The organism is Sphingomonas sp. OTU376, assembly GCF_038440415.1.
In the GTDB taxonomy this organism is placed as follows: domain Bacteria; phylum Pseudomonadota; class Alphaproteobacteria; order Sphingomonadales; family Sphingomonadaceae; genus Sphingomonas; species Sphingomonas kyeonggiensis_A.
The window spans coordinates 17,647-41,263 of the sequence record NZ_JASATQ010000036.1 but is presented as its reverse complement, the minus strand read 5'-3'; the positions used below and the strand labels follow the sequence as shown (position 1 = coordinate 41,263).

Below are 23,617 nucleotides of genomic sequence, written 5' to 3'. Positions count from 1 at the left end.
GGCTTTCGCGGGGATGACGAGAGTATCATGAAACCCAAAGCCATTCTCCTCGACATCGAAGGCACGACGAGCAGCATCAGCTTCGTTGCCGCCGAGCTTTTCCCCTATGCGCGCAAGCATTTGGCGGCATTTGTTGAAGCGAACCCCGAAGTCGCCGCACCGATCCTGGCGCAGGTGCCGGGGGACGATCCGGTCGCGACCCTGCTGCAGTGGATCGACGAGGACCGCAAGGAAACGCCGCTCAAGACGCTCCAGGGCCTGATCTGGGCGCAGGGCTATGCCGATGGCGAGCTCAAGGGCCATGTCTATCCCGACACGCCCGAGGCGCTGCGCCGCTGGACCGAGGCGGGGATCAAGGTGAACATCTATTCCTCGGGCTCGATCGCGGCGCAGAAGCTGATCTTCGGGCACTCGATCGCCGGGGACCTGACACCATTCCTGAGCGGCTATTTCGACACCACCACCGGCCCCAAGCGCGACAGCGATTCCTATACGAAGATCGTCGATGCCCTCGATCTCGCGCCGTCCGAACTGCTGTTCGTCTCCGATATGGTGGCGGAGGTCGATGCCGCGCATGAGGCGGGGCTCCAGGCATTGCTGATCGATCGCGCCGGTGGCGCGGCCGATGTCCATTCTCTCGCGGAAGTGCTCCCATGATCCTCGAAGGCCGTCCGACCCGCTCGATCCGTCGCACCGAAGACGGCAAGGGCGCGGTGATCCTCGACCAGCGCAAGCTGCCCTGGGACATCAAATGGGTCGAGCTGCGCGACGTCGATGCCGCTGCGGTGGCGATCCGCGAAATGTGGACACGCGGCGCGCCGATGATCGGTGCGACGGCCGCCTACGGCTATGCGATGGCGTTGGCGGTCGATCCGGGCGATGCGAGCCTGGCCGCTGCCTATGACAAGCTGTTCGAGACCCGCCCCACCGCGATCAACCTGCGCTGGGCGCTTGACGCGGTGCGCGCGGCGGTGGCCGATCTGCCCGAAGGCGAACGCGCCGAGGCAGCCTTCAAGCGGGCGGATGAAATCTGCGATGAGGATGCCGAACTTTGCCGCTCGATCGGCGAGCATGGGCTTGCGCTGTTCAAGCAGCTGCACGCGAAGAACCCGGATCGCCCGCTCAACATCCTGACCCATTGCAATGCCGGCTGGCTGGCGACGGTCGACTATGGCACGGCCACCGCGCCGATCTATCTCGCGCATGATGCAGGAATCCCGGTGCATGTATGGGTCGACGAGACCCGACCGCGCAACCAGGGCGCGCTGCTCACGGCGTTCGAGCTGCGCAACCACGGCGTGCCGCACACGGTGATCGCCGACAATGCCGGCGGGCTGCTGATGATGAAGGGGCAGGTGGATGCGGTGGTGGTCGGCACCGACCGTGTCACCCGCAACGGCGATGTCTGCAACAAGATCGGCACCTATCTGAAGGCGCTTGCGGCACACGACAATGACGTGCCGTTCTATGTTGCGCTGCCCTACACGACCTTCGACCCGAATACCGAAAGCGGCGCCGACATTCCGATCGAGGAGCGCAGCGCCGAGGAGCTGACCCGGCTCAGCGGGCCGCTGGCAAACGGGGAAATCGGCACTGTCCGGGTAACCGATTCCCCCGCCGCCAATCCAGCATTCGATGTAACTCCCGCACGCCTGGTGACGGGTTACATCACCGAGCGTGGGGTGCTGGACAGGATCTGACCCTGTCCCCCTTGGTATCCGCCGGACGCGCTTAGCGCGGCTCGGTCTTCACCGTCGTCGTAGTGGTCGTCGAAGCTGCCGGACGGGTGACGGTGGTGGTCGTCTTGCGGACCGGCTTCTTCACGACCTTGCGCGTCGTCGTGCGCGACGAGGAATAGGTGCGCGCCGGCTGGGTGGTCGTGGTCTCGATCGTGGTCGCTACCGGCTGGGCCGCCGCGGCACGCGCCGCTGCCGCATCCGCCGCAGCCGACTGGGCGGCTACCGCTGCCGCTTCGGCGCGCGCGTTCGCCGCAGCCGCGTCACTCTGCGCGGTCAGTGCCGCATCCTGCGCGGCTGCGCGCTGGCTGGCTTCCGCGGCGGCATCGGCCGAGGCATTGGCGGCTGCGGCCTGTGCATCGCGGCGCGCGTCCTGCTCGGCGGCGATCTGCGCGCCCTTGTTGCGTTCGGATTCGGCCAGCGCCGCATCGGCGAGACCCGAAGCGCGGCGTGCCTCGTTGATCGTCGAATCGCGGTGGTCGCGTGCCAGCTGGTCCTTGGCGGTGCGCAGCGATTCTTCGGCGCGCGCATAGGCGTCCGGGGCATATTTGTCGGCGCCGGCGGTCTGGGCGGCTTCCACCTTGGCCGTCGCTTCGGCAACGGCGGTGCGCGCGCGGTCGATCCGGCTCTGGGCCAGCGACGGCGTCGCGATCAGGATCGCGGCAACCGCAGCGCCGCGCATCAGGAACTTCATGTTACGCATGATACAACTCCACTTGTCCCGCGGCCCGGCGAACGTGCCGGAAACGCGGCGAGTTGCGCGCGTCACGGTGAAGCGGGTGCTTCCGCCGATGAAACGAAGGTGCGCCGAGTCGTCAGGCCAGCCGGTCGCGTGCCTCGGCGATTCGGGCGATGGCCGCGTCGAGCGTCGCGTCTTCCTTGACGAAACAGAAGCGCAGCACGTTGGTGACGGCATCCTCGGCATAGAAAGCCGAGACCGGGATCGAGGCGACGCCGGCCTCGTCGATCAGCTTGTTGGCGAAGCTGACATCGTCGAGCGCGATGCCCGAGGCGGTGAGATCGATCGACAGGAAATAGGTCGCGGCGCTCGGCAACACGGCGAAGCCTGCGCCCTCCAGCCCGGTGCGCAATCGGTCGCGTCCGGCCTGGAAGCGGTGGCGTGCTTCCTGCACCCAGGCATCCTGGGTGGCGAGGCCTTCGGCAACCGCCCATTGCAGGTTAGGCGGGGTGGTGAAGGTGAGGAACTGGTGCGCTTTCGAAAGCACGCGGGCTATCGCCGGCGCCGCGCACATCCAGCCGACCTTGAAGCCGGTCAGCGCGAAGATCTTGCCGGCCGAACCGATCTTCACGGTACGCTCGCGCATGCCGGGGAAGCCGATCAGCGGCAGATGGCGCGCGCCGTCGAAGGTCACATGCTCCCAGACCTCGTCGCAGATCGCGATCAGGTCATGGCTCACGCAGAAGTCCGCCAGCATCGCCAGCTCGTCGGCGCTGCACATCGTCGCGGCGGGGTTGAGCGGGTTGTTGAGGATAAGCACGCGCGTCTTGCTGGAGACGGCGGCTTCCAGCGCTGCCTTGTCGATCTTCCATTCGGGCGGGCTCAGCCGCACGAACTTCGGCACGCCGCCGGCCTGGCGGATCAGTGGGACATAGGCGTCGTAGAGCGGCTGGAAGCAGATCACCTCGTCGCCGGGCGAGACGCAGGCGAAGATCGCCGCCGCCAGCGCCTCGGTCGCGCCCGAGGTTACCACCACTTCCTCCGCCGCCAGGTTGAGCCCCTGGTGGCGCGCATAATGGTCCGCCACCGCGCCGCGCAGCTCGGGCAGGCCGATCATCGGCGGGTATTGGTTCGACTTCTCGATCACCGCCCTGGCCGCGGCTTCGAGAACCGCTTCCGGCCCGCGGCCGTCGGCAAAGCCCTGGCCCAGGTTGATCGCCCCCGTCTCACGTGCGCGAGCGGACATTGCTTCGAAGATGGTGGTGCCGAGCTGGGCGTAGAGCGGGTTCATGGCCCGAGCTTGTGGCCGCTTGCATCTTTGGGTGCAACCGCCGCATTAGCCTCGCGTTCAGCCTAGCGCCAATAAGGGAAGATCATGACTAAGACCCCGCCCAAGCCGCAGGAAGCAAAGCCGCCTTATCCGATCGAGGAGGCGCCGCACGATCATCACGACGAGGGCAGCGAGGCGCTCCAGGCGGTGAAGGACATCGTCGAGGCCAAGAAGCGCTGGAAGCCCGATGCCAAGCAGATCGGCATGGGCGCCGCGATCGGCATCGGTTCGGCCGCGATCGTCGCGGGCCTGCTCTATTGGCGTGGCGGCAAGAAATAATCTTCCGGGCGACGAACCTGATTCGTCGCCCAATCCTCCGCCTCCGTCGCACCCGGCTCGCCCGGGTGCACGCATCCGGCCACAGCCTCTGCATGCCGTTTCGACCTGAACCCGACAGTTGGGGCGGCATACATCCCTGTGCCGGTGCGGATCGACGCCCAACCCGGTGCCTGACGGACGCCTCGCTTGCGGGGCGTCCGTCCTGGATCGCTAGGAAGCCGGCGGTTGTGCCGGCACCACGTCCGCGCGGATATGGAACAGGTTGCTCTCGATCTCGTCCATATGGACCGGTCCGGGCATGCGATACCCGTCCGCCTCGACCAGCCTGGCCAGCCCGCCCAGCAGCATTTCCTGCCGCACCTTGAGGAACTCGTCGCCGGTAGGCGGCGGTATCGTCGCGGTGACGGCGCAGCCCTTCGCGTCGCAGGAGAAGTCCACCTTCTCGAGCAGCGGATAGGCCTGGCGGACATGCGCGATCACCTTGTCCGGCGGCGTCGGCAGGTTCGTCGGGGCAACAGGTGCGGGGGAGGGGCTTTCTGTTGCGGCGGGGGTAGTGACGACCACCGCGCCCGTGCTGGGCATCGGGGTGCTCTCGGCGCCCCGCTGGGTAAGCCAGAAGCTGCCGATCGCGACGATCAGCGCCGTGCCGCCGAGCAGCGGCAGATATTTCGAAGCCATTTGTATCTCGCCGGAAGGTCCGCCCCATGCCGGTGGCACGGGGCGGCGCAGGGTCAGCAGATGGTCGAGCCGGTCGGGCAGCCCGGCGAGTTCGCGCCCGAATCGGTGTTCGGATCGAAGCCCGGAGTGATGCTCGAGTTCACCGTCGCGGCGAGGACGCTCGAGAAGCGCGAGTCCTTCAGGTCGAAATTGCCGCTGCCGAAATTATAGTTCGAGATGGCGTTGCGGACGCTGGCCGAGGGGTAGCCGTTCCAGCTCACCAGCGGCTGGATCAGCCACTGGCCGGTGCCGTTTTCGGGCGGCTCGTCGCCATTGTCGGTCTTCGAGAAGCGCCAAAGGTGCGAGAAACCCCAGGTTTCGTAGTGATAGACCATCTTCACGTGCTGGCCGCTGGTGTCGCTCTGGAAGCGCAACTGCCCGCCGCTGGTCGCGCGGGTTTCCCAGCCGCCGTGGTTGCCGCGGGTTACGCCGACCACGGTGCTGCTTGTGCCCTGGTCGGTGGTCCACACGATCACCGATTCCCAGTCATAGGCGTGCGAGAAATCCGACTGCCAGAAATAGCTGTAGACGCGGGCGCAATAGCCGTTGTTGCAGCGGGCGCGGACATAGACGTTGCTCGTCGTGCGGTAGCTCGCGTTGCGGCACGAGGCCGGCGGCAGCGTGGCGTAGGTCGAGGCGCCGGCGCTGATCGCGCCCGATGCATTGACCGCCGGCACGTTGAAGCAGACGTCGGTGTCGAAATCGATCGCCGGCTGGAAGCGCTTGTCGAGCGCGGTCGCCAGCTCGGGCAGCGGCGCCACCGGTGCGGGCCAACCCTGCGCCTGTGCGGCTTCGGGTAGCAGGATCGTCAGTGTGCCAAGGGCGGCAATGGCCAGTGTTTTGAATTGGCTCTTCATACAATCTCCCAATGCAAGAAAATATGGAGTGAAGTTGCGCCAAATCGCCTCCGCAATTATAGTTGCGAAGTATTTTATTCTATACTTTTAGCGAATCGCGCATGATTTAATTCGCGCGATACTGTGAAACTAATGTTTCAATATTCATATTGCGTTTCTGGTAAGGATATTATTCGTTGGTCCGTTCTTTCTGGAAGACGGATTCCGGTGGTCTGGTCGCGCAATGCCTCGATCCTTCCGCCGGGCGTCCATGGGGCCTCGAAGGGAAGACGGAAGGTCGGCGATATCCGGACAATTTTTTCGGCGGAGGCGCCATCGAGGCCGGGTGCGCGACGGGCAAATAAAAGGGCCCGCCTTCCGGAGAAGGCGGGCCCTGAGGTTCTAGCGAAGGGCTAGTTTTAGAAGTTGACCGTCGTGCTGAAGGCGATCTGGCGGCCGAGCGAGTCGTACCGGGCCGAGATCGTGTTCGCGCGCGACAGGCCGATGTCATACGAGTTCGGCATGACCGGCGGCGTCTTGTCGAGGATGTTGTTCGCCGCGATCCGGAACGAGAAGCTCTTCTCGACGCGGAAGTTCAGCGACAGATCGAAGTAATCATACGCGTCGATCCGGTAGAAGGTCTTGCGCACCGTGCTCGCATCCGCGCCGAGGCTGGCCTCGCCCGAGTTCGAGGTACGGGTCAGCGGACCCAGGTGGCGCCAGTTCAGCGACATGCTGAAGAACTGGTCCGGCGTGGTGTAGGTGCCACGCAGGTTGTGCGTCCACTTGGCGATGAACTGTCCGCAGCCGGCGCCGCCATAATAGCCAACGCAGTTACGCTCCGCGAGGAACGACGCGTCCTGCGCGCCAGCCAGCGTGGTCAGCGTGCCGGCGAAGTCGAAGTCCAGGCGACCGATGTTGCCACCGAGCGGCAGCGCATACTGGCCCTGGAAGTCCCAGCCATGCGACTTGCTCTTGTAGTAGTTGGTCGTGCCCTGGCGGATGAAGCCAGTGGTCGGGTTGGTCGTCGGGTTGCTCGACAGCGTGCCGTCCGCGTTACGCACGAACATGCTGCAGAAGAACGGATCGGCGGTCTGCTGGCAGCCCTGCGAGAAGTAGGCGTAGTCGTTGTAGCCGATCGACTGGTTCAGATCGATCAGGAAGCGATCGGCCGAAACCACCAGGCCCGGGAGGAAGCGCGGCTTCAGCACCACACCGAAGGTCTTGGTGTAGGCGGTTTCCGGATCCACGGTGAACCCGCCGGCGCGATAGGTGCAGCCAACATCGGTCGGGCAGAGCAGGGTGGCGCTGCCGTAGAGGTTGTCGGCCAGGCCGGTTGCGCGGCACGCTTCGCGCGATGCCGTCGGGGCGCCATAGACATTGACCGGGCGACCCGTGACCGGATCGATCGACGTGCTGACGACGGTCGGCGCGCAGATATCGTTATAGGCGGTGGTGATCCGGCCATAGCTGGTGTTCGAGCCCTGGAAGGACTCCACCACGGTCGGAGCGCGCTGGGCGCGGTTGATCGAGGCGCGGAACGTGATGTCCTCGACCGGAGCCCAGATCGCCTCGGCCTTCCAGGTCGAGAAGGTGTCCGGGTTGCTGCTGTACTTCGACAGACGATACGCACCGTTCACCTGGAGCAGGTCGGCGAAAGCCTTGTGCTGGGCGATCGGAACCTGGAGCTCGACGTTACCTTCCCAGACGTGCTGGGCGAGATAGCGGTCCGCGTCGTCGCTGACCGACTCGCGCCAGATCGCATCGGCATGGCTCTTGAGCTGGTCTTCGCGATATTCGGCGCCGAACGCGATCGCCACGCCTTCGTCCGCCCACGGGCTCTTGATGCCGTAGGTGCCGAGATCGCCCTGGATGGTGGCGATGCCGTTGTAGAGCGTGTTGGTCGTGGTCGAGGTGCCGTAGGTGCCCGCGATCAGGTAGTTGTACAGCGCGGTGTTGTTCGTCGCCGAGTTGGCGCTGAACGGATCGAAGGGCACGCAGCCGTTGGCGACGTCGTTGACGCAGCTGATCGTGCCGTTGTTGTTGACGACGTTCAGGGCGTTGTTGACGCGCGCATAGAGCGGGCCGGCCCAGCTGGTGTCCATCTGGTTGCGCGCATAGACGCCGCCGACATCGTAGCTCCAGCCCTTGGCGAACTCGCCGCGGACGCCGCCGGTGATGCGCAGGCCTTCATTGGTGTAGCGGTCCTCGAGATCGGGAACGCTGGTCATGCGGTAGCGCAGTTCGATCGGCACGAAGGTGCTGGTGCCTGCCGCGGTGCCGCAGATCGCGGTCGCCTGGGCGGCCGACATGTACGGGTTGTTGCAGCGGACCTGGTAGGGGCCGTCCGCATAGGCGGTCGAGCTGTAGACGCGGGCCGGATAGACGTTCGCCGACTTGTCGCGGAACCACATCGCGTTGGCATAGACTTCCGCCGCGTCCGAGATCTTGAACGAAGCGAAGCCGCCGGCATTCCAGCGCTCGTTCTTGCGCTGGAACGAGTAGCCGTCATACGGGTTCGCGGCCAGGGCCGACGAATAGGGCACGAAGGTGCGGGTGCCGTTCGGGTTGTTCAGATAGGCGTTGCCGGCGTTCGGGCCGCTCTGCGGCGAGACATAGCCATAGCCGGTGTAGCTCGAGATCGAGCAGCTGAGCGGGCCGTCCTTGGTGCCTTCGACGAGCTGGCAGCCCGAAGTCTCGCGCGCGCTGTAGGGAACGAGGTTCGCCTTGCGGTAATCGACATAGGCCGACACGTGCATGCGATCGTCGAAGAACTTCTTGCCGGCGGTAAGCGACAGGTCGACGCGGCCACCATCGGTGCTCAGGCCCTGGGCGGGCTGGGCGAAGCCGTAGTTCTTGGCAACCTGCGAGACGAGTCCCGGCTTGTTGTCGTGCGCGTAGAAATTGTAGTTCGCGTTCGCCTGGATGCCTTCGAAATTGTTGTCCAGGATGAAGTTGACCACGCCGGCGACGGCGTCCGAACCGTAGACGGCCGAGGCGCCGCCGGTCAGCACGTCGACGCGCGAGACGAGCGCGGTCGGGATCATGTTGGCGTCGAGGCCGTTCATCGTGCCGAGGCGCTTGCCATCGACCAGGATGAGGGTGCGCTCGAAGCCGAGGTTACGCAGCTTGATGCGCTGGCGGCCGTCCGAATCCTGATAGTTCTGCTGGCTGTCCGGCGCGACCGACGGAATGCGGTTCAGCACTTCTTCGATGTTCACGGCTGCCTGGGCGCGGATCGCTTCCGAGGTGACCGAGGTGATCGGCGACGCGGCGGCGGCGTTCGGACGCGTGATGCGGCTGCCCGTGACGACGATGGCGCCGTTGTCCTGGGCGTCGGCGGTCGAGACCGACGTGGTATCCTGCTCGGCTTCCTGCGCCATGGCAGGCGCGGCGAGCAGTACCGCAAAGCAAGTTGAACTCAGCAACAGGGCATTAAGCTTCTTCATTACATCCCCCTTGGAATCAGGAAATTGTTTCGGGTTATTTGGTGGCCGCAGGCTTTTTTAAGCTCTCAGCGGGCCGCACTTGGGTTCGTCCCTCAAGGTCGGTTACTGCGAAGGTGAAGCCGGGCTGCAGCGCGAAGGCGCCGATCTCGCCGCGGTCGTTGATCGCCAGGAAGCCGACCTGGGCGTCGCGCACCGCGTCGCCGCGGAGCTTGGCAATATGGAGCACGGCTTCGCGGCACGCCGCCTGGGGCGACATGCCGGCGCGCATCGACGCGACCACGCGTGCCGAGCCGGCGATCCGGGTGACTTCCTCGCCGACCCCGGTCGCGGTCGCGGCGCCGACGCCGGCCTCCACGAACAGACCCGAGCCGCATTGCGGCGAATCGCCGACGCGGCCACGAAGCTTGAACGCCATGCCCGAGGTGGTGCAGGCACCAGCAAGGCGGCCATCGGGACCGCAGGCGACGATGCCGATCGTGTCGTGATCCAGCGCGGTACCGCGCATGTTCTCGCTATTGGCGATCGGCTTGTACTTCGCCGTCTTGAGCCATTCGCGCCACGCAGCCTCAGCCTCGGGGGTAAGCAGCTTGGTGCGCTCGAATCCCTCCGAAATGGCGAATTGCCGTGCGCCTTCGCCGACCAGGAAAGTGTGCGGCGTCTTTTCCATCACCCGGCGCGCGACCGAGATCGGATGCATGAAATCCTCTAGCGCCGCGACGGCGCCGACATTGCCGCGATCGTCCATCAGGATCGCATCGAGCGTCACGTGACCGTCGCGATCGGGATAGCCGCTATAGCCGACCGAATGATTCTCGGGATCAGCCTCGGGAACGCGGGCGCCGGCCTCGACCGCATCGAGCAGGCTGTTGGTCTTCTTCCACTGGGCAAAGGCAGCGGCATTGGCGGCCGCGCCAAAATCCCAGGTCGAAACGATGAGGGCGCGGTTACCAGGCTTGGCGACGACGGGCGCCGCCGCGGCGAGCGTAGCGCCGCCGATACCCAATGCCATTGCTCTCCGACGCGTAGTTTCCATCGATGCCAACCCTGAATGCGAGCGCTAACATGCGACCGCGAATGGTTCGGATCGTCACCAGGACGTCCTAGCCTTGTCGTATGGTTGTCATAGGTGGAATATCACTTCAATACCAAAATCGACTTTGGTGCTATCGATCCGATAAATAGCACATCGCCGTTGCAAAATTGCGTCACTCGCCATCGCGAGCCGCGGGAAATGACAGGCTAACCAGCTAATCCCGATGGGGATTTCCCTCCCGGGTGCATGGCCCGGGAGGGGATCGTTGCGCTCAGCGCGCGGGCAGGAATCCTCCGATTCCGGCGATTGCCAGCCGGCCGGCCGGAACAGCGGTCTCGACAAAGGTCAGGCGCAGATAGCGCGCGGTACGCGCACGGGCGAAATTGATGCGCTGAGTGGATAGCGCATAGGCGATGTTGGAGAACTCGCCGGATGCTGCCGGTTCCCAATTGGTACCATCGGCGCTGGTTTCCGCCACGTAACCGCGCGGCGGAGCAGCGCCGGTCATCACCTGGCGCGAAGGCGTGAGGCTGAAGCCGGCCAGGTCGGTCGATCCGCCGAGATCGACGGTGACGTATGCCGGAGCGCCGGGCCTGGGGCTCGACTGGACCCAGATCGTGCCGGCCTCATTGTCGAGCAACCGTTCGGCATTGGGCGCGCTGGCATCGACGACGCGCCACTTGGTCACATCGAGCACCGTCGGGTCGGTCGATACGATTGCGGACACCGGGACCGGCGTGACCGAGGCGAACAGCGCGAACTCGCTGATCGCCGGGCAGGCCGGTGCCTCGAGGATGCGCAGGCGCACGCGGCGCGGCGTGATAGGGGCAGGCAGGCGGATCACGCGCTGTGCCGAGATGCATTCATGCTCAGCCAGCGTCTTCCAGGTACCGTCGATCTCGGCATCGACCGCGAAGCGGGTCACGCGCACGCCGAGCGGGAGATACTCGCGCAGCCGGATCACGTCGAAGCGGGTGCCGGGCTTGAGGTCGAGCGTCAGGGTCGGCGTGGCCGCTTGGTCGGGCGTGGTCCAATAGGTCTCGCGATTGCCATCGAGTACGCGCGCGGGGGCGAAGCCCGGGCGGCTGGTGCTGGCATGCGCCACCGCGCCCTTGGCCAGATCCCTGGCGAAGGTCGCGCGGATCGCGTCGCCATAGGATTTGAGGATCTTGAAATCCTGGTCGGGAATGCGTCCGCGGCGATCAGGGGGGATGTTGAGGTTCAGATTGGTCCCACGACCCACCGACTCATCGTAGAGGCGGATCAGCCGTTCGGGGCTCTTCACCTTGGAGTCCTCGTCCGAATGGTAGAACCAGCCCGGGCGGATCGACACGTCGGTTTCCGCCGGCCACCAGATCGCGCCACCGCGCACGCCGGCATTGCCGTTCTTCTGGTCATAGGGCTCATTCGGCATGGTCGGCCAGCAGGGATCGCCGGCGACGCCGTCCTCATTGCCCACCCAGCGGATGTCCGCGCCGAGCGGATCGAAGGTGCAGGCGTTGGGCTGGAGCTTGTGGACCAAAGCGACGATCGACGGCCAGTCATAATAGCGCGGCGCATCGATCTTCCGGGCTTCGCGCGCGCCGCCATAATAACCGTCGCCGCCATTGGCGCCGTCGAACCATACTTCGAACAGGTCGCCATAGCGGGTGCACAGCTCGGTCAGCTGGGCGCGGTAATAGGTGACATAGGCCGGGCGGCCATATTCGGCATGGTTGCGGTCCCAGGGCGACAGATAGAGGCCGAAGGGCAACTTCGCGCGCTTGCAGGCGTCGGCCATCTCGCGGACGATATCGCCCTTGCCCTCCTTGTAGGGGCTGTTGCGGATGCAATGCTCGGTGAGCAAAGTCGGCCACAGGCAGAAGCCGTCATGATGCTTGGCGGTGAGGATCAGCCCCTCGAGCCCACCGGCCTTGACCGCGGCGACGATCTGATCGGCATCGAAGTCGCTGGGATTGAACAGCTTCGGGCTCTCGTCGCCAAAGCCCCATTCCTTGTCGGTGAAGGTGTTGATCGAGAAATGGACGAAGGCGTATTGCTCGCGCCCGTGCCAGCGCCACTGGCGCGGGCTCGGCGTCGCGCCGAAGGGCTTGGGGGTGTTGGCAGGCGCTGCGCTGGCCTGCGCGGGAACGGCAGGCAGCGCGCCGGCGGCAAGGCCGGTGGCGAGCAGGGTGCGCCGGGACAGTTCGGTCATCAATCTCTCCAGGATCAGGCGGGGCTGCGGCCGAAGGACGGCGGCCGGTCAGCGAGCGCGCGGCCAAAGGCGCGGTTGGGTTTGGCGGACATGGTGAAACGAAGCGTGCCGCCGGCGGCCAGGTCGTGGTGCGAGATCCAGCTCTTGCGCCACGGGCGGCCGTTCCAGGTCACCGCGGCAACATAGGGGGTGTCGGCGCGGTTGCCCGGCGCCTCGACCACCAGCTTGCGGCCTTTGCCCAGCTGCAGCTCGGCGCGCTCGAACAGCGGCGAGCCGAAGACATAGACGGCCTCGACCGGATCGACCGGATAGAAGCCGAGCGACGACAGCACGAACCACGCGCTCATCTGGCCGCAATCGTCATTGCCGATGATGCCGTCGGGATCGTTCTTGTACATCTCGGTGCACAGGCGGCGGATCATCGCCTGCGTCTTCCAGGGCGCGCCGACATAGCTGTAGAGATAGGCGGAGTGCTGGTCCGGCTCGTTGCCATGGGCGTATTGGCCGACCAGCCCCGAAATGTCGGGCGGTGCATTGTCGGGCAGGGTCGAGGGCGCGGTGAACAGCGCGTCGAGCTTTGCCTCATACGCCGCATCGCCGCCCATATGCGCGATCATGCCATAGATGTCGTGCTGGTTGAGGAAGGTCGCCTGCCAGCCATTCGCCTCGGTATAGTCGCGCCACCACGGCTTGGGCATGTGGCCGAGCTGGACGGGATCATAGTCCTTCCACCACTGGCCATTCTCGAAGCGGGGGCGGGCGAAGCCGATCTTGCCGTCGATGACGTTGCGCCAGTTGCCCGAGCGCTTGTGCAGCCGCTCGGCATCGTCCGCCGCGCCGGCAACGCGCGCGAGGTGCGACGAGGCCCAGTCGTCATAGGCATATTCCTGGGTCCGGCTGACGCTCTCGAACACCTTGTCCGCCGGGACATAGCCGAGCTTGTCGTACAGGTCGCGGCCAAGGCTGTTGTCCTTGTCCGGCGCGGTGAAGTCGAAGCTGCGCTTGCGGATCGCCGGCCAGGCGGCGGCATAGTCGGCGGGAATGCCCTTGGCATGTGCCTCGGCGAGCGGGACGACGCCGTGCCAGCCGATCATTGTTCCGGTTTCCTTGCCCTGCAGCGGCCAGACCAGCGGGCCGAAGCGCGACTGGGCGGTCTGGCGGATCATGTCGTCGATCAGCAGTTTGGTCTGCTCGGGCGCGACCAAAGTGAGCAGTGGGTGCAGCGCGCGATAAGTGTCCCACAGCGAATAGGTGCTGAACGCCGCGCCGCCGGCGGGCACGGTCTGCGTCTTGCCGTCCATGCCGGGATAGCGGCCATCGACGTCCGACACGAGCGTAGGTGCGAGCTGGGCATGGTAGAGCGCGGAGGAGAGGATCGTGCGCTGGTCCGGCGTGCCGCCCTCGACTTTCACGCTGCCGAGCGACTTGCTCCACAGCGTGGCGGCATCGCGGCGGACCCGGTCGAAGTCCCAATGCTTCGCCTCGGCGGCGAGATTGGCGCGGGCGCCATCGGCATCGACGGCGGAAATGCCGCAGCGGATGACAAGCGGCGCGCTGCCGGCATCGTCAAACTGGAGCACGGCCTTGAGCCGCTTGCCCGCAACGCGGGTCGCGCCTGCCGGCTGGGTAGCGTCATCGTCGCCGATGAAGGTGATGCGATCGGGCTTCCGCGACAGTTGCATCGCGAAGAAGATCCGCCGCCCCTTGGCCCAGCGGAACACGCGGCGCGTGCCGCTGAGCGTGCCGTCCGCGGCAAGTTCGAGCAGCGCTTCGTCAACGAGCGGCGGCGAGTCCGACTTGTCGAGGATCAGGTGCGACAGGTCGATCAGCACATGGCCCTTGCCCGCCGGGAACCGATAGCGGTGCCAGCCGGTGCGCTCGGTAACGGTCAGCTCGGCCTGGACGCCGGTTTCCAGCGCGACCCGGTAATAGCCCGGCTCGGCATGCTCGGCCGAGAAGCGCTGACGATAGCCGGCATCGGGGTTCTCGATCGTGCCGGGCTGGAGTTGCACCGGACCTGCCGACGGCACCACCAGCACGTCGAGCATGTCGCCGATGCCGGTGCCGGAAAGGTGGGTGTGCGAGAAGCCGAGGATCGAGGTGTCGGTCTTGTAATAGCCCGAGCAGGTTTCCCAGCGCTCGACGCCGGTGTCCGGGCTCAACTGGACCATGCCAAAGGGCAGGGTGGCACCGGGATAGGTATGGCCGGTGCCACCGGTGCCGATGAACAGGTTGGGCTTGACCGGCACGGCCGGCAGGCGGGCATGTGCCGGAAGCGCGGCAGTGGCGGCAAGACCGAGGCCGGTGGAAGCGAGGAGTTGACGACGCGTAGGGTTCACAGCGTTTCTGCCAGCAATTGAGGACGGGTATCGGCGAGGTGGACGATGAGTTCGCCGAACAGGCCATTGGCCCAGGCGAACCACTCGCGGGTGAATTTCGAGGGATCGTCCTGGTCGACTGCCTCATGGATGAAGCCGGTGCCGCCATCGCTGTCGCGGATCATGCGCAGGCACTGGCGGATCGTCGCGTCGTCCGACGAGGTCAGCGCACGCATCACCAGCGACATCGGCCAGACCTGGCCGAGGCCGACATGCGGCCCACCGATGCCTTCGACGACCTTGCCGCGCGACCAATAGGGGTTGTTGTCGCTCCACGCCGCAGCCGCGGTGCGCTGGAACAGCGGATCGTCCGCCTTCAGGCAGCCGAGATAGGCGAGCGCCGAGAGCGACGGCACATTGGCGTCGTCCATGAACAGCGTGTTGCCGAAGCCATCGACTTCGAACGGGATCACTTCGCTGCCATCGGGCAGGCGCATCCGGGCATATTTGCGCAGCGCCGCATCGACTTCGTCGGCCAGTGCGACGGCGTCGTTGGCAAGGGCTGCATCCCCGCGTGCGGCATTGGCGACCACGGCGAGCTCGCGCAGTGCTGTGACCGCGAAATAGTTGGACGGGATCAGGAACGGATAGACACAGGCATCGTCCGAGGGACGGAAACCCGAATGGATCATTCCCACCGGTTTGGTCGGCGCGCCATAGCCATCGAGCATCAGGCTTTCTGTCGGGATCGGGCTCTTGCGCTGGAAGCGGTAGGGCCCCTTGCCGTCTTTGCGCTGCTGCTCGCGGAAAGTCGCGACGCTCAGGCGCGCCGCTTCGGCCCAGCGAGCATCGAACGGCGTCTTGTCGCCGGTCGCCTGCCAGTATCCGTGCGCGAGGCGCATCGGATAGCAGAGCGAGTCGATCTCCCACTTCCGTTCGGCCACGCCGGGCTTGAGCGGGAAGCGATCGTCGAGCGACCAGCTCAGATTGGTCATCGCCGCGGGATCTTCCATATACGCATTGGCATAGGGATCGATCAGGATCGAGCGCGACTGGCGGGCGATCAGGCCGTGATAGAGCCGGCGCAGATCCGCATCCTGCTTGGCGAGATGCAGGTACGGCTTCACCTGGGCGGAGCTGTCGCGCAGCCACAGCGCGTTGATGTCGCCGGTGCGCACGAACGCATCGGGTGCGCCGTCGATCGTGCGCATCGCCACGGTGGTATCGAGCGTGTTCGGATAGCAATTGCCGAACATCCAGCGCAGCTTGGTGTCGCCGATCTTCTTCGAGACGCGAACGATCTCGCGCTCGACCGACTTGCTGACGAATTTACGCTCGGTCGGGGCAGGGCGCTTGCTGGTGAAGCCGGTCGCCTTCTGGGCGAAGGCAGGCGTGGTGGTGAGGGCGAGCCCGGCACCGATCACGGTACGGCGGTCCATCATCACTTGGGCAGCTCCTGTGCTTCGCCGGTCAGGGTGAAGTCGGTCCATTGCCCCGGCGCAGTCCCCGGCTGGCCACCGCCGACCCACAGGCGATAGGCGCCCGGAACCACCTGGCGCGTGCCGTCGCGCGACACAGAGCTGATGCTGCGCGGATCTAGGCTGAAGCGCAGCGTTCCCGCTTTGCCCGGCTTGAGCGACACGCGCTGGAAGCCGACCAGCTCGCGCTGGAGCACCGGCGTGGTCATGCCGGTGCCGCGCGCCTTGCTCGCCGGCGGCACCAGATAGGCCTGGACCACTTCTTCGCCCGGCCGCGCGCCGCTGTTGCGCACCCGCACGGTGACTTCGACCGGGGCTGCGGTGCTGCCCGCCTTGGCGGTCAGCTGGTCATAGGCGAAGCTGGTGTAGCTCAGCCCGTGGCCGAACCCCCAGAGCGGCGTGCCGGTGAAGAAGCGATAGGTGCGCTCCTTCATGCCGTAATCGATGAACGCCGGCAGGTCGGATGCCGATTTGTAGAAGGTCACCGGCAGGCGGCCCGACGGGTTGTTGAGCCCGGCAAGCGTCTCGGCGATCGCGATTCCGCCGCTCTCGCCCGGATACCAGGCGGCGAGTATCGCATCAGCGAGCGACGGGTCGATCGAGACCGCGCTGCCGCTGGTCAGCACCACCACCACCGGCTTGCCGGTGTCGCGCAGCGCCTGGAGCAGGCGCTGCTGGGCGAAGGGCAGGGTGATCTCGGTACGGTCACCGCCGACGAAGCCGGGCACGGTTACCTGCAGCGCTTCGCCTTCCAGATCGGGCGACAGGCCGAGCACTGCGACGACGACGTCGGAGTCCTTCGCGGCGGTCACCGCCTGCGCGAGCAGCGGCTCGGCGGGCGGAAGCCACATCAGGCGCAGGCCCTCATCCTCGCCGGCATGATCGATTTCCATGCGGAACGCATGGCGCTTGCCGTCGCTGGTGAAGGGCAGTTCCACCCGACCCTTGCCGAGCAGGCCCTCGTGCAGCGGCTTGCCGTCGATCCACAGCCGCACGCTGTCATGCGTCTTGCAGTCCTTCCAGCAGGCCGGGATGTCGATCGCCAGCGTGTAGCGGCCCGGGCCCGGTGGCACGATCTCGCCCGACCAGCGGACCGCGAAGCCCTTGGGATCGAGCTGCGGCAGCGGGGCGACGCGGGTATAGTTGAAGTCGATCCGGCGATCCTGGCGCGTGGCGACGGGCGTGCCGGTCACGGTCGGGCTGGCGAAATACTCGGCCTTGAGCCCGGGCTTGCCATCGGCGGCGAACGCCGTCTCCGGCATCACGACGGGCGCGCCGTCGGCGAGCACCGAGCCCTGGGCGTAGACGACATTGGCCGCGCCGAACTGGCGGCGGATGCCGTCGAGCGGCGTCACCGGGTTCTGCGCGGTGCCGTGATAATTGCCTTCGAGCACGCCGAGATCATCGGCATCGGCGCCGATCACCGCGATGCGGCTGCCGGGCTTGAGCGGCAGGCGATCGGCATCGTTCTTGAGCAGCACGATCGCCTTGCGCGCGGCATCCAACGCCAGCGCGCGGTGGGCGGGCGTGCCGACTTCGCTCGGCTTGATCCGGCTCCACGGGCTGGTCGCGCTGAAGATCGTGCCCAGCGCCTGGCGTGCCGAAAGCGAGCGGGTGAGCGCGGTGTCGATCTCGGCTTCGGTCACCAGACCGCGCTTCACCGCCTGGGGCAGCGCGGCATAGGTGGTACCGCAATTGAAGTCGTTGCCGCCCTTGATCGCCGCGGCCGAAGCTGCCGCTGCGTCGAGCTTGTAATGGTGGAACATGTGGATGTTGGCGACGGCGTCGCAGTCCGAGACGGTGAAGCCGTTGAAGCCCCAGTCCTTGCGCAGCCGCGTGTTCATCAGGTCGGACAGCGCGCAGGCCGGGGTGCCGTGGATAGAGTTGTACGCGCACATCAGCGAGCGCGCCTTGCCCTCGGTCACGGCCAGCCGGAACGCAGGGAGATAGGTCGATTCCAGGTCCTGCGGGCTCGGGTCGACATCGAACCCGTCGCGCCCCGCTTCCGGTCCGCTATGCACCGCGAAGTGCTTCGGAGTGGCGATCACCTTGGGATATTGGGGGTCCGGACCCTGCAGACCCTGGATGAAGGCGACGCCGAGATGGCCGGTGAGATACGGGTCCTCGCCATAGGTTTCCTGGCCACGGCCCCAGCGCGGATCGCGGAAGATGTTGATGTTGGGCGACCAGATCGTCAGCCCTTCATAGATGCGCCGGTTGGCGCCCAGCGGCTTGGCGTTGAACTTGGCGCGGGCTTCGGTGGCGACGACATCGCCGACCTTGTGCATCAGGTTCACGTCCCAGGCCGCGGCAAGGCCGATCGCCTGGGGGAAGACAGTGGCATAGCCGTTGCGGGCGAGGCCGTGCAGGCCCTCGTTCCACCAGTCATAGGCGGGGAGGTCCGCCTCGGCATCGGCTGGTGCGGTGCTCTGGAGCTGGGCCGCCTTCTGCTCGACCGTCATCGTCGCGATCGCGCGGGCAACGGCATCGGCATCCGGATCGGGCTCGGCAGCGGCTAGAAGCAGGAACGGAATCATTTACTTGGTCCCCAGGGTACGCAGGGTCAGGGCGTTTTGCAGCGCTTCGGCCGTGGCATCGGATCGAACCTCGATCGTGATGCTCTCGCCGGACAGCAGGTCGAAGCCGTCATCGCTCGGGTGCGCGGCGAGGGTGCCGAAATCGAGCATGACGGCGCGGGCGAGTGCGCCGGCGGTGATCGTCACCCGCTTGCCGTCCCAGCGGGTGCTGAGGCCGGGGGCGGGATAGGCCATGTCCTTGGGCAAGGCGCGCTCGACGATCGTGCGCGAGACTTGGCGGCCGCCGATCAGCAACTCGGCGACGGCATAGCTCGCCTCCGGCGCGGCACCGGCGAACAGGTCCGCATCTGCGATGCTGGCGGCTTCCTGCGCGCCGAGCGGGGTGAGCGAAACCTTGTCGCCGCGCTCGCCCAGCGGCTTGCCCGACATGTCGAAGGCACGGATCCGCCATTCGGCGGCGATCGGGGTGGTCGCATCCGAAACCAGCGCGACGCGGGTGGCGCCGTCCTTGTGCTCGGTTACGATCGCCTGGGGCGCGAAGAAGCGCTTGGCGGCGTACTGGAGCAGCTTCCACTGGCCGTCATAGCTGATGCTCGCCCAGGAAATGGCGGGCCAGGTGTCGTTGAGCTGCCAGTATAGCGATCCCAGCGTAACCGGGCGGCAGGCGCGGTGGTGGCGCGCGGCCATGTCGATCGCCTGCATCTGGTTGACCTGGGTTAGGTACACCGTATCGGCAAAGTCCTTCGCCGGGCGCAGCCGCTGGTCGAGATAGAGTTGGAGCCGGGCATTGCCTTCGCCCGAGAGGAAGCGCTGGTGCGCCTTGAGCACCGGGCTTTCCAGCGTGAACGGTCCGTCGCCCGCGAAGTCGCGGATCGTCGACAGGCCCGGCATGCTCTGGAAGCCATATTCGGACATGAAGCGCGGGCAGCTGTCGAGATAGCGCTCGACCGGCTTGGAGCCCGACCAGACGTCCCAGAAATGGCGGTCGCCATCCTTGTCGGTGTCGGTCGGCGCCTCATAATCGGTGGCCGGCGAGTTGTTCCAATAGGGCGTGCCGGGCGCGCGGGTGATCACCGCGTCGCGCAGCACGCGATCGAACAGCACGGCCATGCCGACGCCGATCCGCTCCTGCTCGTCGGCGCCGACGCGCTTCTTGAACGCCTTGCGATCGGACCAGTTCTCCCAGCCGGCCAGGATCTCGTTGCCGCCCGACCAGGCGATCACCGAAGGATGCGGCTGGAGCCGCTCGACCTGCTCCTCGGCCTCGACGCGGACATTGTCGCGGAACTCGGCATCCGGGGGCGTGACCGAGCCGCCGAACATGAAGTCCTGCCAGATCATCAGGCCGAGCTCGTCGGCGATCTCGTAGAAGGCGTCGTCGAGATAATAGCCGCCGCCCCAGACGCGGATCATGTTCATGTTCGTATCGCGCGCGCTCTGCAGCACCTGCTGCATCTGGGCGCGCGGCACGCGGCTGGGGAACATGTCGAACGGGATCAGGTTGGCGCCCTTGGCGAAGATCGGAATGCCGTTGACCTTGAAACCGAAGCTGCCGTCCTTGCGGATCAGCTCGACGGTGCGCAGCCCGGTCTTGTGGCTGACGCTGTCCGCCTTGCCGTCACGATCGGAGAGCTGGCCCGACACATCGTACATCGTCTGCGCGCCATAGCCGACCGGCCACCAGCGGCGCGGCGAGGCGATGGTGAGCGGCACGCTGACTTCGTTGATGCCGGGCGCCACGGTGACGCTGCGCGACACCGTCTGCTTCTTGCCGTCGGGGCCGGTGAGGGTGGTGCGCAGGGTCAGCTTGGTGCTGGCGCCGGCGACGATCCGGTAGCGGGCGACCAGCCGGGCCTCGGCATCGTTCAGCGCTTCCTGATCGACGCGCATATTGTCGATCCGGGCATTGTCCCATGTCTCGATCCGTGCGGGGCGCCAGATGCCGATATTGACCAGGCGGGGACCCCAGTCCCAGCTGTAATGGTATTTGGGCTTGCGGATGTACGGCGAGGTCTGCTTGCCCTTGGGCTCGTCGCCGAACTCGGAATCATATTCGCCGGGCAGCGTATTGGCCTGGGCGAGCACCATCGGCTGGAGCGTGCGGATCGGCGAGGCGATCGCGATCACCAGCTCGTTGCGACCGAGCTTGAGCGCCGACTTCGCATCGATCCGCCAGCGGCGATGCGCATTGGCGGTGGTGAGCAGCTTCTGGCCGTTGAGCGACACGGTGGCGAAGGTATCGAGCCCGTCGAACACCAGGTCGATATGATCGCGCTTGAGCATTTCCGGGGTGACCTCGATCACCTTGCGGAACTGCCAGTTGGTGAGGCCCGCCCATTGGATCGGTGCCTGGTTGATCCCCTTGAACGGATCGGGCGCGCGACCCGAGGCGATCAGATCCTGCTGGACGCTGCCGGGCACCTTCGCGGCGAACCAGCTCGCTTCCCGGGGATGGGTCTTCGCGGCTTCGGCATCGGCGGGATCGATGCGCACTTCCCAGGCGCCGTCGAGCGACACCGTATCGCGCGGGCCGGCCCAGGCAGCGGTGCTGGCGAGGAGCAGCGGCAGGAGCAGTGCGCGCTTCACTTGGCGGCTCCCTCGGTCAGCACGACCTTCTCGACGGTATAGAAGGGGGCGGATGCCGGCGAAGTGAACTGGAAGCAAAGGTCGTCCTCTCCCTGCATCTCGGGAAACGTGCCCGAGAAGCTGAACTGGGTGGGCGCCGTCGCGGGATCGGGCAGCGCGAAGCTGCCGATCACGATCGGCTTGATGCTCTTGTCGGTGGCAGCAGCGGTGCAGCGCGCGGTGATCACCAGCTCGCCATGCATCGTTGCCGGATAGGGATCGCGACGCTTGCCGGTGTCGTGCGCCAGGCCCCAGTGCCGCGCCAGCCGCGCCACGCTGACGGTGAAGCCCCGGGCGATGTCGAGCGGCGCTGCCGGATAGGCCGTGCAGGTGTTGAACAGGTCGACATTGTAGACCGGTGTATTGGCGGTCGCGTCCGGCGTGAGCGGCACGCGAAGATAGAGCGAGCCCCCCGGACATGCGGTCATCTCGGAGGTGGTGCGCGTCAGCAGCGCGGCGCGGCTGGTGTCGAAGGCGCGGGGCGCGGCAGTGGCATTGCCGCTCTTGTCGAACGCGGCGGCGCGGATCGTGAGGCCCGGCTTGAGCGTCAGCGGCGCCTTGTAGGCCGGCGACTTGGCGGTGGGTTCGCGCCCGTCGAGCGTGTAGCGGATCGTGCCGTACGGCGCCTGGGTGGCCAGTGCGACAGTCGCCTTGTTCGCACGCAGCGCATCGCCAGGGCTGCCCTGAAGCTGGTAGCCGACCGCGAAGGCGCCGTCAGCCACTTCCATCCCCGAGCGGTGCCAGCGGGCGATCTGCGGCTGGACGCGATCGAGGAAGCTGGCGAAGTCGCGGCGATCCTTGGCCGACCAGGTCATCTCGGCAATCGCCGCGGCGCGTGGAAAATAGGCGTGCTGCACCTGTTGCGGGGTGATCAGATACTCGCTCCAGGCATTGCCCTGCGCGCCGAGCACATGCTTGGCCTTCTCTGCGTCGATCCCGGCCGGAACCGGCTCGTAGCGATAGATCTTCTCGAGCGACTGCACCGCGAGCCGGCCGTTCAACTCGTCGGGAAGGTTGCTCTGCAGCTGGTCGAGATAGAGCAGGGGGGCCGGGCTCAGCACCACATCATGCCCCTGGTTGGCGGCTTCCACCGCGCCCTTCTCGCCGCGCCACGACATGACCGATGCCGAGGCGGGCAGGCCGCCCTCCAGGATCTCGTCCCAGCCGATCAGGCGGCGGCCCTTGCCGGCGAGATAGGTGCCGAACTGCTCGATCATCCAGCTCTGCAACTGGTTCTCGGTCTTGAGGCCGAGCGCCTTGATCTGCGCCTGCACCTTGGGCGAGCGCTCCCACTGGTCTTTGATCGCCTCGTCGCCGCCCAGATGGATATAGGTGCTCGGGAAGACCTCGATCAGCTCGTCGATCACGTCCTTGATGAACGCGATGCCTTCGGGCGCCGGGTTGAACAGATAGGGCATCACGCCCCAGTCGTGCCCGACGCCGGGCGCGTCGGCGAAGACGCTGAATTCGGGATAGGCGGCCGCGAGCGCCTGGGCATGGCCGGGCAGGTCGATCTCGGGGACGATCGTCACGCCACGTTCGGCGGCATAGGCGACCAGCGCCTTGAGCTGCTCCTGCGTGTAGAAGCCGCCATGCTTCGAGCCGACCGGACCGCCGCTCGACGGCGGCGTGCGCCAGCCGCCGATTTCGGTGAGCTTCGGGTAGCGCTTGACCTCGAAGCGCCAGCCCTGGTCGTCGGTAAGGTGCAGGTGCAGCGTGTTGAGCTTCACCGACGCCATCTGGTCGACGACCTTGTATACTTCCTCGATCGGCTGGAAATGGCGTGCGACGTCCATCAGCAGCCCACGCCAGCGGAAGCGCGGCGCATCCTCGATGGTCGCGCTGCGAACCAGGACGGACTTGCCGAAGGCGCGATCGGGGCTGAGCAACTGGGAAAGCGTCATCGCGCCATAAAGCAGGCCGCGATCGCCGGAGGCTGCGATGCGGATGCTCCTGGCATCGACGGTGAGGCGATAGGCTTCCTCACCCGCCACGGCGTCGTCGCGGACCAGCTGGATCGCGGCGGTGTTCGGCTGCGGTGCGAGCGTGATGCCGCGTTCGATCTTCACATGCGCCGCGAGAAGCTTCGCGGCGGCCGCGGCGCCGGCATCCCCTTCCGGAAATCCGATCGCGGCGCCGTCGCGCACCGTGTATCCGCCGGTGCCGAGCGTGACCGACGCGGGGAGGGGCGTGATCGGCAGTTCCTGCGCAAACGATGCCGGGCTCGCCAGCAGCGCTGCCCAGGCCAGATGTCGTGCTCGCCGAACTCCAGATTTGCCCATGCATTCCTCCCGCTCATGACATTGGCTGAGGGGGGCGGTGTAACCAATATAAGTCCTGTGGCACAATAGGGTCTTGTCGCAGCTTCCCCATGCAAGGGCATTGCGCTCGCAGACAAGCGCGCGA

15 protein-coding genes are annotated in these 23,617 nt (G+C 66.3%); 3 read left to right on the top strand and 12 right to left on the bottom strand.

The window, feature by feature from the left end:
• Positions 1 to 27 precede the first annotated feature (27 nt).
• Both mtnC and mtnA read left to right on the top strand, forming a co-directional pair.
• On the top strand, positions 28 to 657 hold the full coding sequence (gene mtnC / locus AAHM44_RS15200) for an acireductone synthase (protein WP_342250519.1): 630 nt from the start codon (positions 28 to 30) through the stop codon (positions 655 to 657).
• Positions 654 to 1,700 (top strand): S-methyl-5-thioribose-1-phosphate isomerase, encoded by a 1,047-nt coding sequence (gene mtnA, locus AAHM44_RS15195; protein WP_342250518.1) that lies wholly within the window; start codon positions 654 to 656, stop codon positions 1,698 to 1,700. Before mtnC ends, mtnA begins: the two co-directional genes overlap by 4 nt.
• A 31-nt stretch (positions 1,701 to 1,731) precedes the next feature.
• Here the strand turns inward: mtnA and AAHM44_RS15190 are convergent, their stop codons facing one another.
• The gene (locus tag AAHM44_RS15190; protein WP_184165378.1) at positions 1,732 to 2,439 is read right to left on the bottom strand and encodes a hypothetical protein; all 708 of its coding nucleotides are present in this window, start codon (positions 2,437 to 2,439) and stop codon (positions 1,732 to 1,734) included.
• Positions 2,440 to 2,551: 112 nt separating this feature from the next.
• Positions 2,552 to 3,706 (bottom strand): aminotransferase, encoded by a 1,155-nt coding sequence (locus AAHM44_RS15185; RefSeq protein WP_269575582.1) that lies wholly within the window; start codon positions 3,704 to 3,706, stop codon positions 2,552 to 2,554.
• An 84-nt stretch (positions 3,707 to 3,790) separates the two neighbouring features.
• On the opposite strand from AAHM44_RS15185, the gene AAHM44_RS15180 reads away from it, so the two are divergent.
• Positions 3,791 to 4,024, top strand: a complete 234-nt coding sequence (locus AAHM44_RS15180; RefSeq protein WP_269575581.1) for a hypothetical protein — start codon at positions 3,791 to 3,793, stop codon at positions 4,022 to 4,024.
• Positions 4,025 to 4,234: 210 nt separating this feature from the next.
• On the opposite strand, the gene AAHM44_RS15175 is transcribed toward AAHM44_RS15180, so the two are convergent.
• The 10 genes from AAHM44_RS15175 to AAHM44_RS15130 form a co-directional block, all read right to left on the bottom strand.
• Positions 4,235 to 4,702 (bottom strand): hypothetical protein, encoded by a 468-nt coding sequence (locus AAHM44_RS15175; protein ID WP_342250517.1) that lies wholly within the window; start codon positions 4,700 to 4,702, stop codon positions 4,235 to 4,237.
• Between the two features lie 53 nt (positions 4,703 to 4,755).
• Positions 4,756 to 5,598, bottom strand: a complete 843-nt coding sequence (locus AAHM44_RS15170; protein WP_269575579.1) for an NPP1 family protein — start codon at positions 5,596 to 5,598, stop codon at positions 4,756 to 4,758.
• A 398-nt stretch (positions 5,599 to 5,996) separates the two neighbouring features.
• The gene (locus AAHM44_RS15165; protein ID WP_269575578.1) at positions 5,997 to 9,026 is read right to left on the bottom strand and encodes a TonB-dependent receptor domain-containing protein; all 3,030 of its coding nucleotides are present in this window, start codon (positions 9,024 to 9,026) and stop codon (positions 5,997 to 5,999) included.
• Positions 9,027 to 9,060: 34 nt separating this feature from the next.
• On the bottom strand, positions 9,061 to 10,059 hold the full coding sequence (locus AAHM44_RS15160; protein WP_269575577.1) for a N(4)-(beta-N-acetylglucosaminyl)-L-asparaginase: 999 nt from the start codon (positions 10,057 to 10,059) through the stop codon (positions 9,061 to 9,063).
• 271 nt (positions 10,060 to 10,330) lie between these two features.
• Complete coding sequence (locus AAHM44_RS15155; protein WP_342250516.1) at positions 10,331 to 12,253, bottom strand: alpha-L-fucosidase; 1,923 nt, start codon at positions 12,251 to 12,253, stop codon at positions 10,331 to 10,333.
• Positions 12,254 to 12,267: 14 nt separating this feature from the next.
• A complete protein-coding gene (locus tag AAHM44_RS15150) occupies positions 12,268 to 14,592 on the bottom strand; it encodes a GH92 family glycosyl hydrolase (RefSeq protein ID WP_342250515.1) in 2,325 nt (774 codons plus the stop codon).
• Entirely contained in the window at positions 14,589 to 16,013 is a 1,425-nt protein-coding gene (locus AAHM44_RS15145; protein ID WP_342250514.1) for a glycoside hydrolase family 125 protein, read from the bottom strand. Before AAHM44_RS15145 ends, AAHM44_RS15150 begins: the two co-directional genes overlap by 4 nt.
• Positions 16,013 to 18,586: a glycoside hydrolase family 3 C-terminal domain-containing protein gene (locus AAHM44_RS15140; RefSeq protein WP_342250513.1), complete on the bottom strand. Its 2,574-nt coding sequence runs from the start codon at positions 18,584 to 18,586 to the stop codon at positions 16,013 to 16,015. Before AAHM44_RS15140 ends, AAHM44_RS15145 begins: the two co-directional genes overlap by 1 nt.
• On the bottom strand, positions 18,587 to 21,172 hold the full coding sequence (locus tag AAHM44_RS15135) for a beta-mannosidase (protein WP_342250512.1): 2,586 nt from the start codon (positions 21,170 to 21,172) through the stop codon (positions 18,587 to 18,589).
• The gene (locus tag AAHM44_RS15130; RefSeq protein WP_342250511.1) at positions 21,169 to 23,493 is read right to left on the bottom strand and encodes a beta-N-acetylhexosaminidase; all 2,325 of its coding nucleotides are present in this window, start codon (positions 23,491 to 23,493) and stop codon (positions 21,169 to 21,171) included. Before AAHM44_RS15130 ends, AAHM44_RS15135 begins: the two co-directional genes overlap by 4 nt.
• Between the last annotated feature and the right edge of the window lie 124 nt (positions 23,494 to 23,617).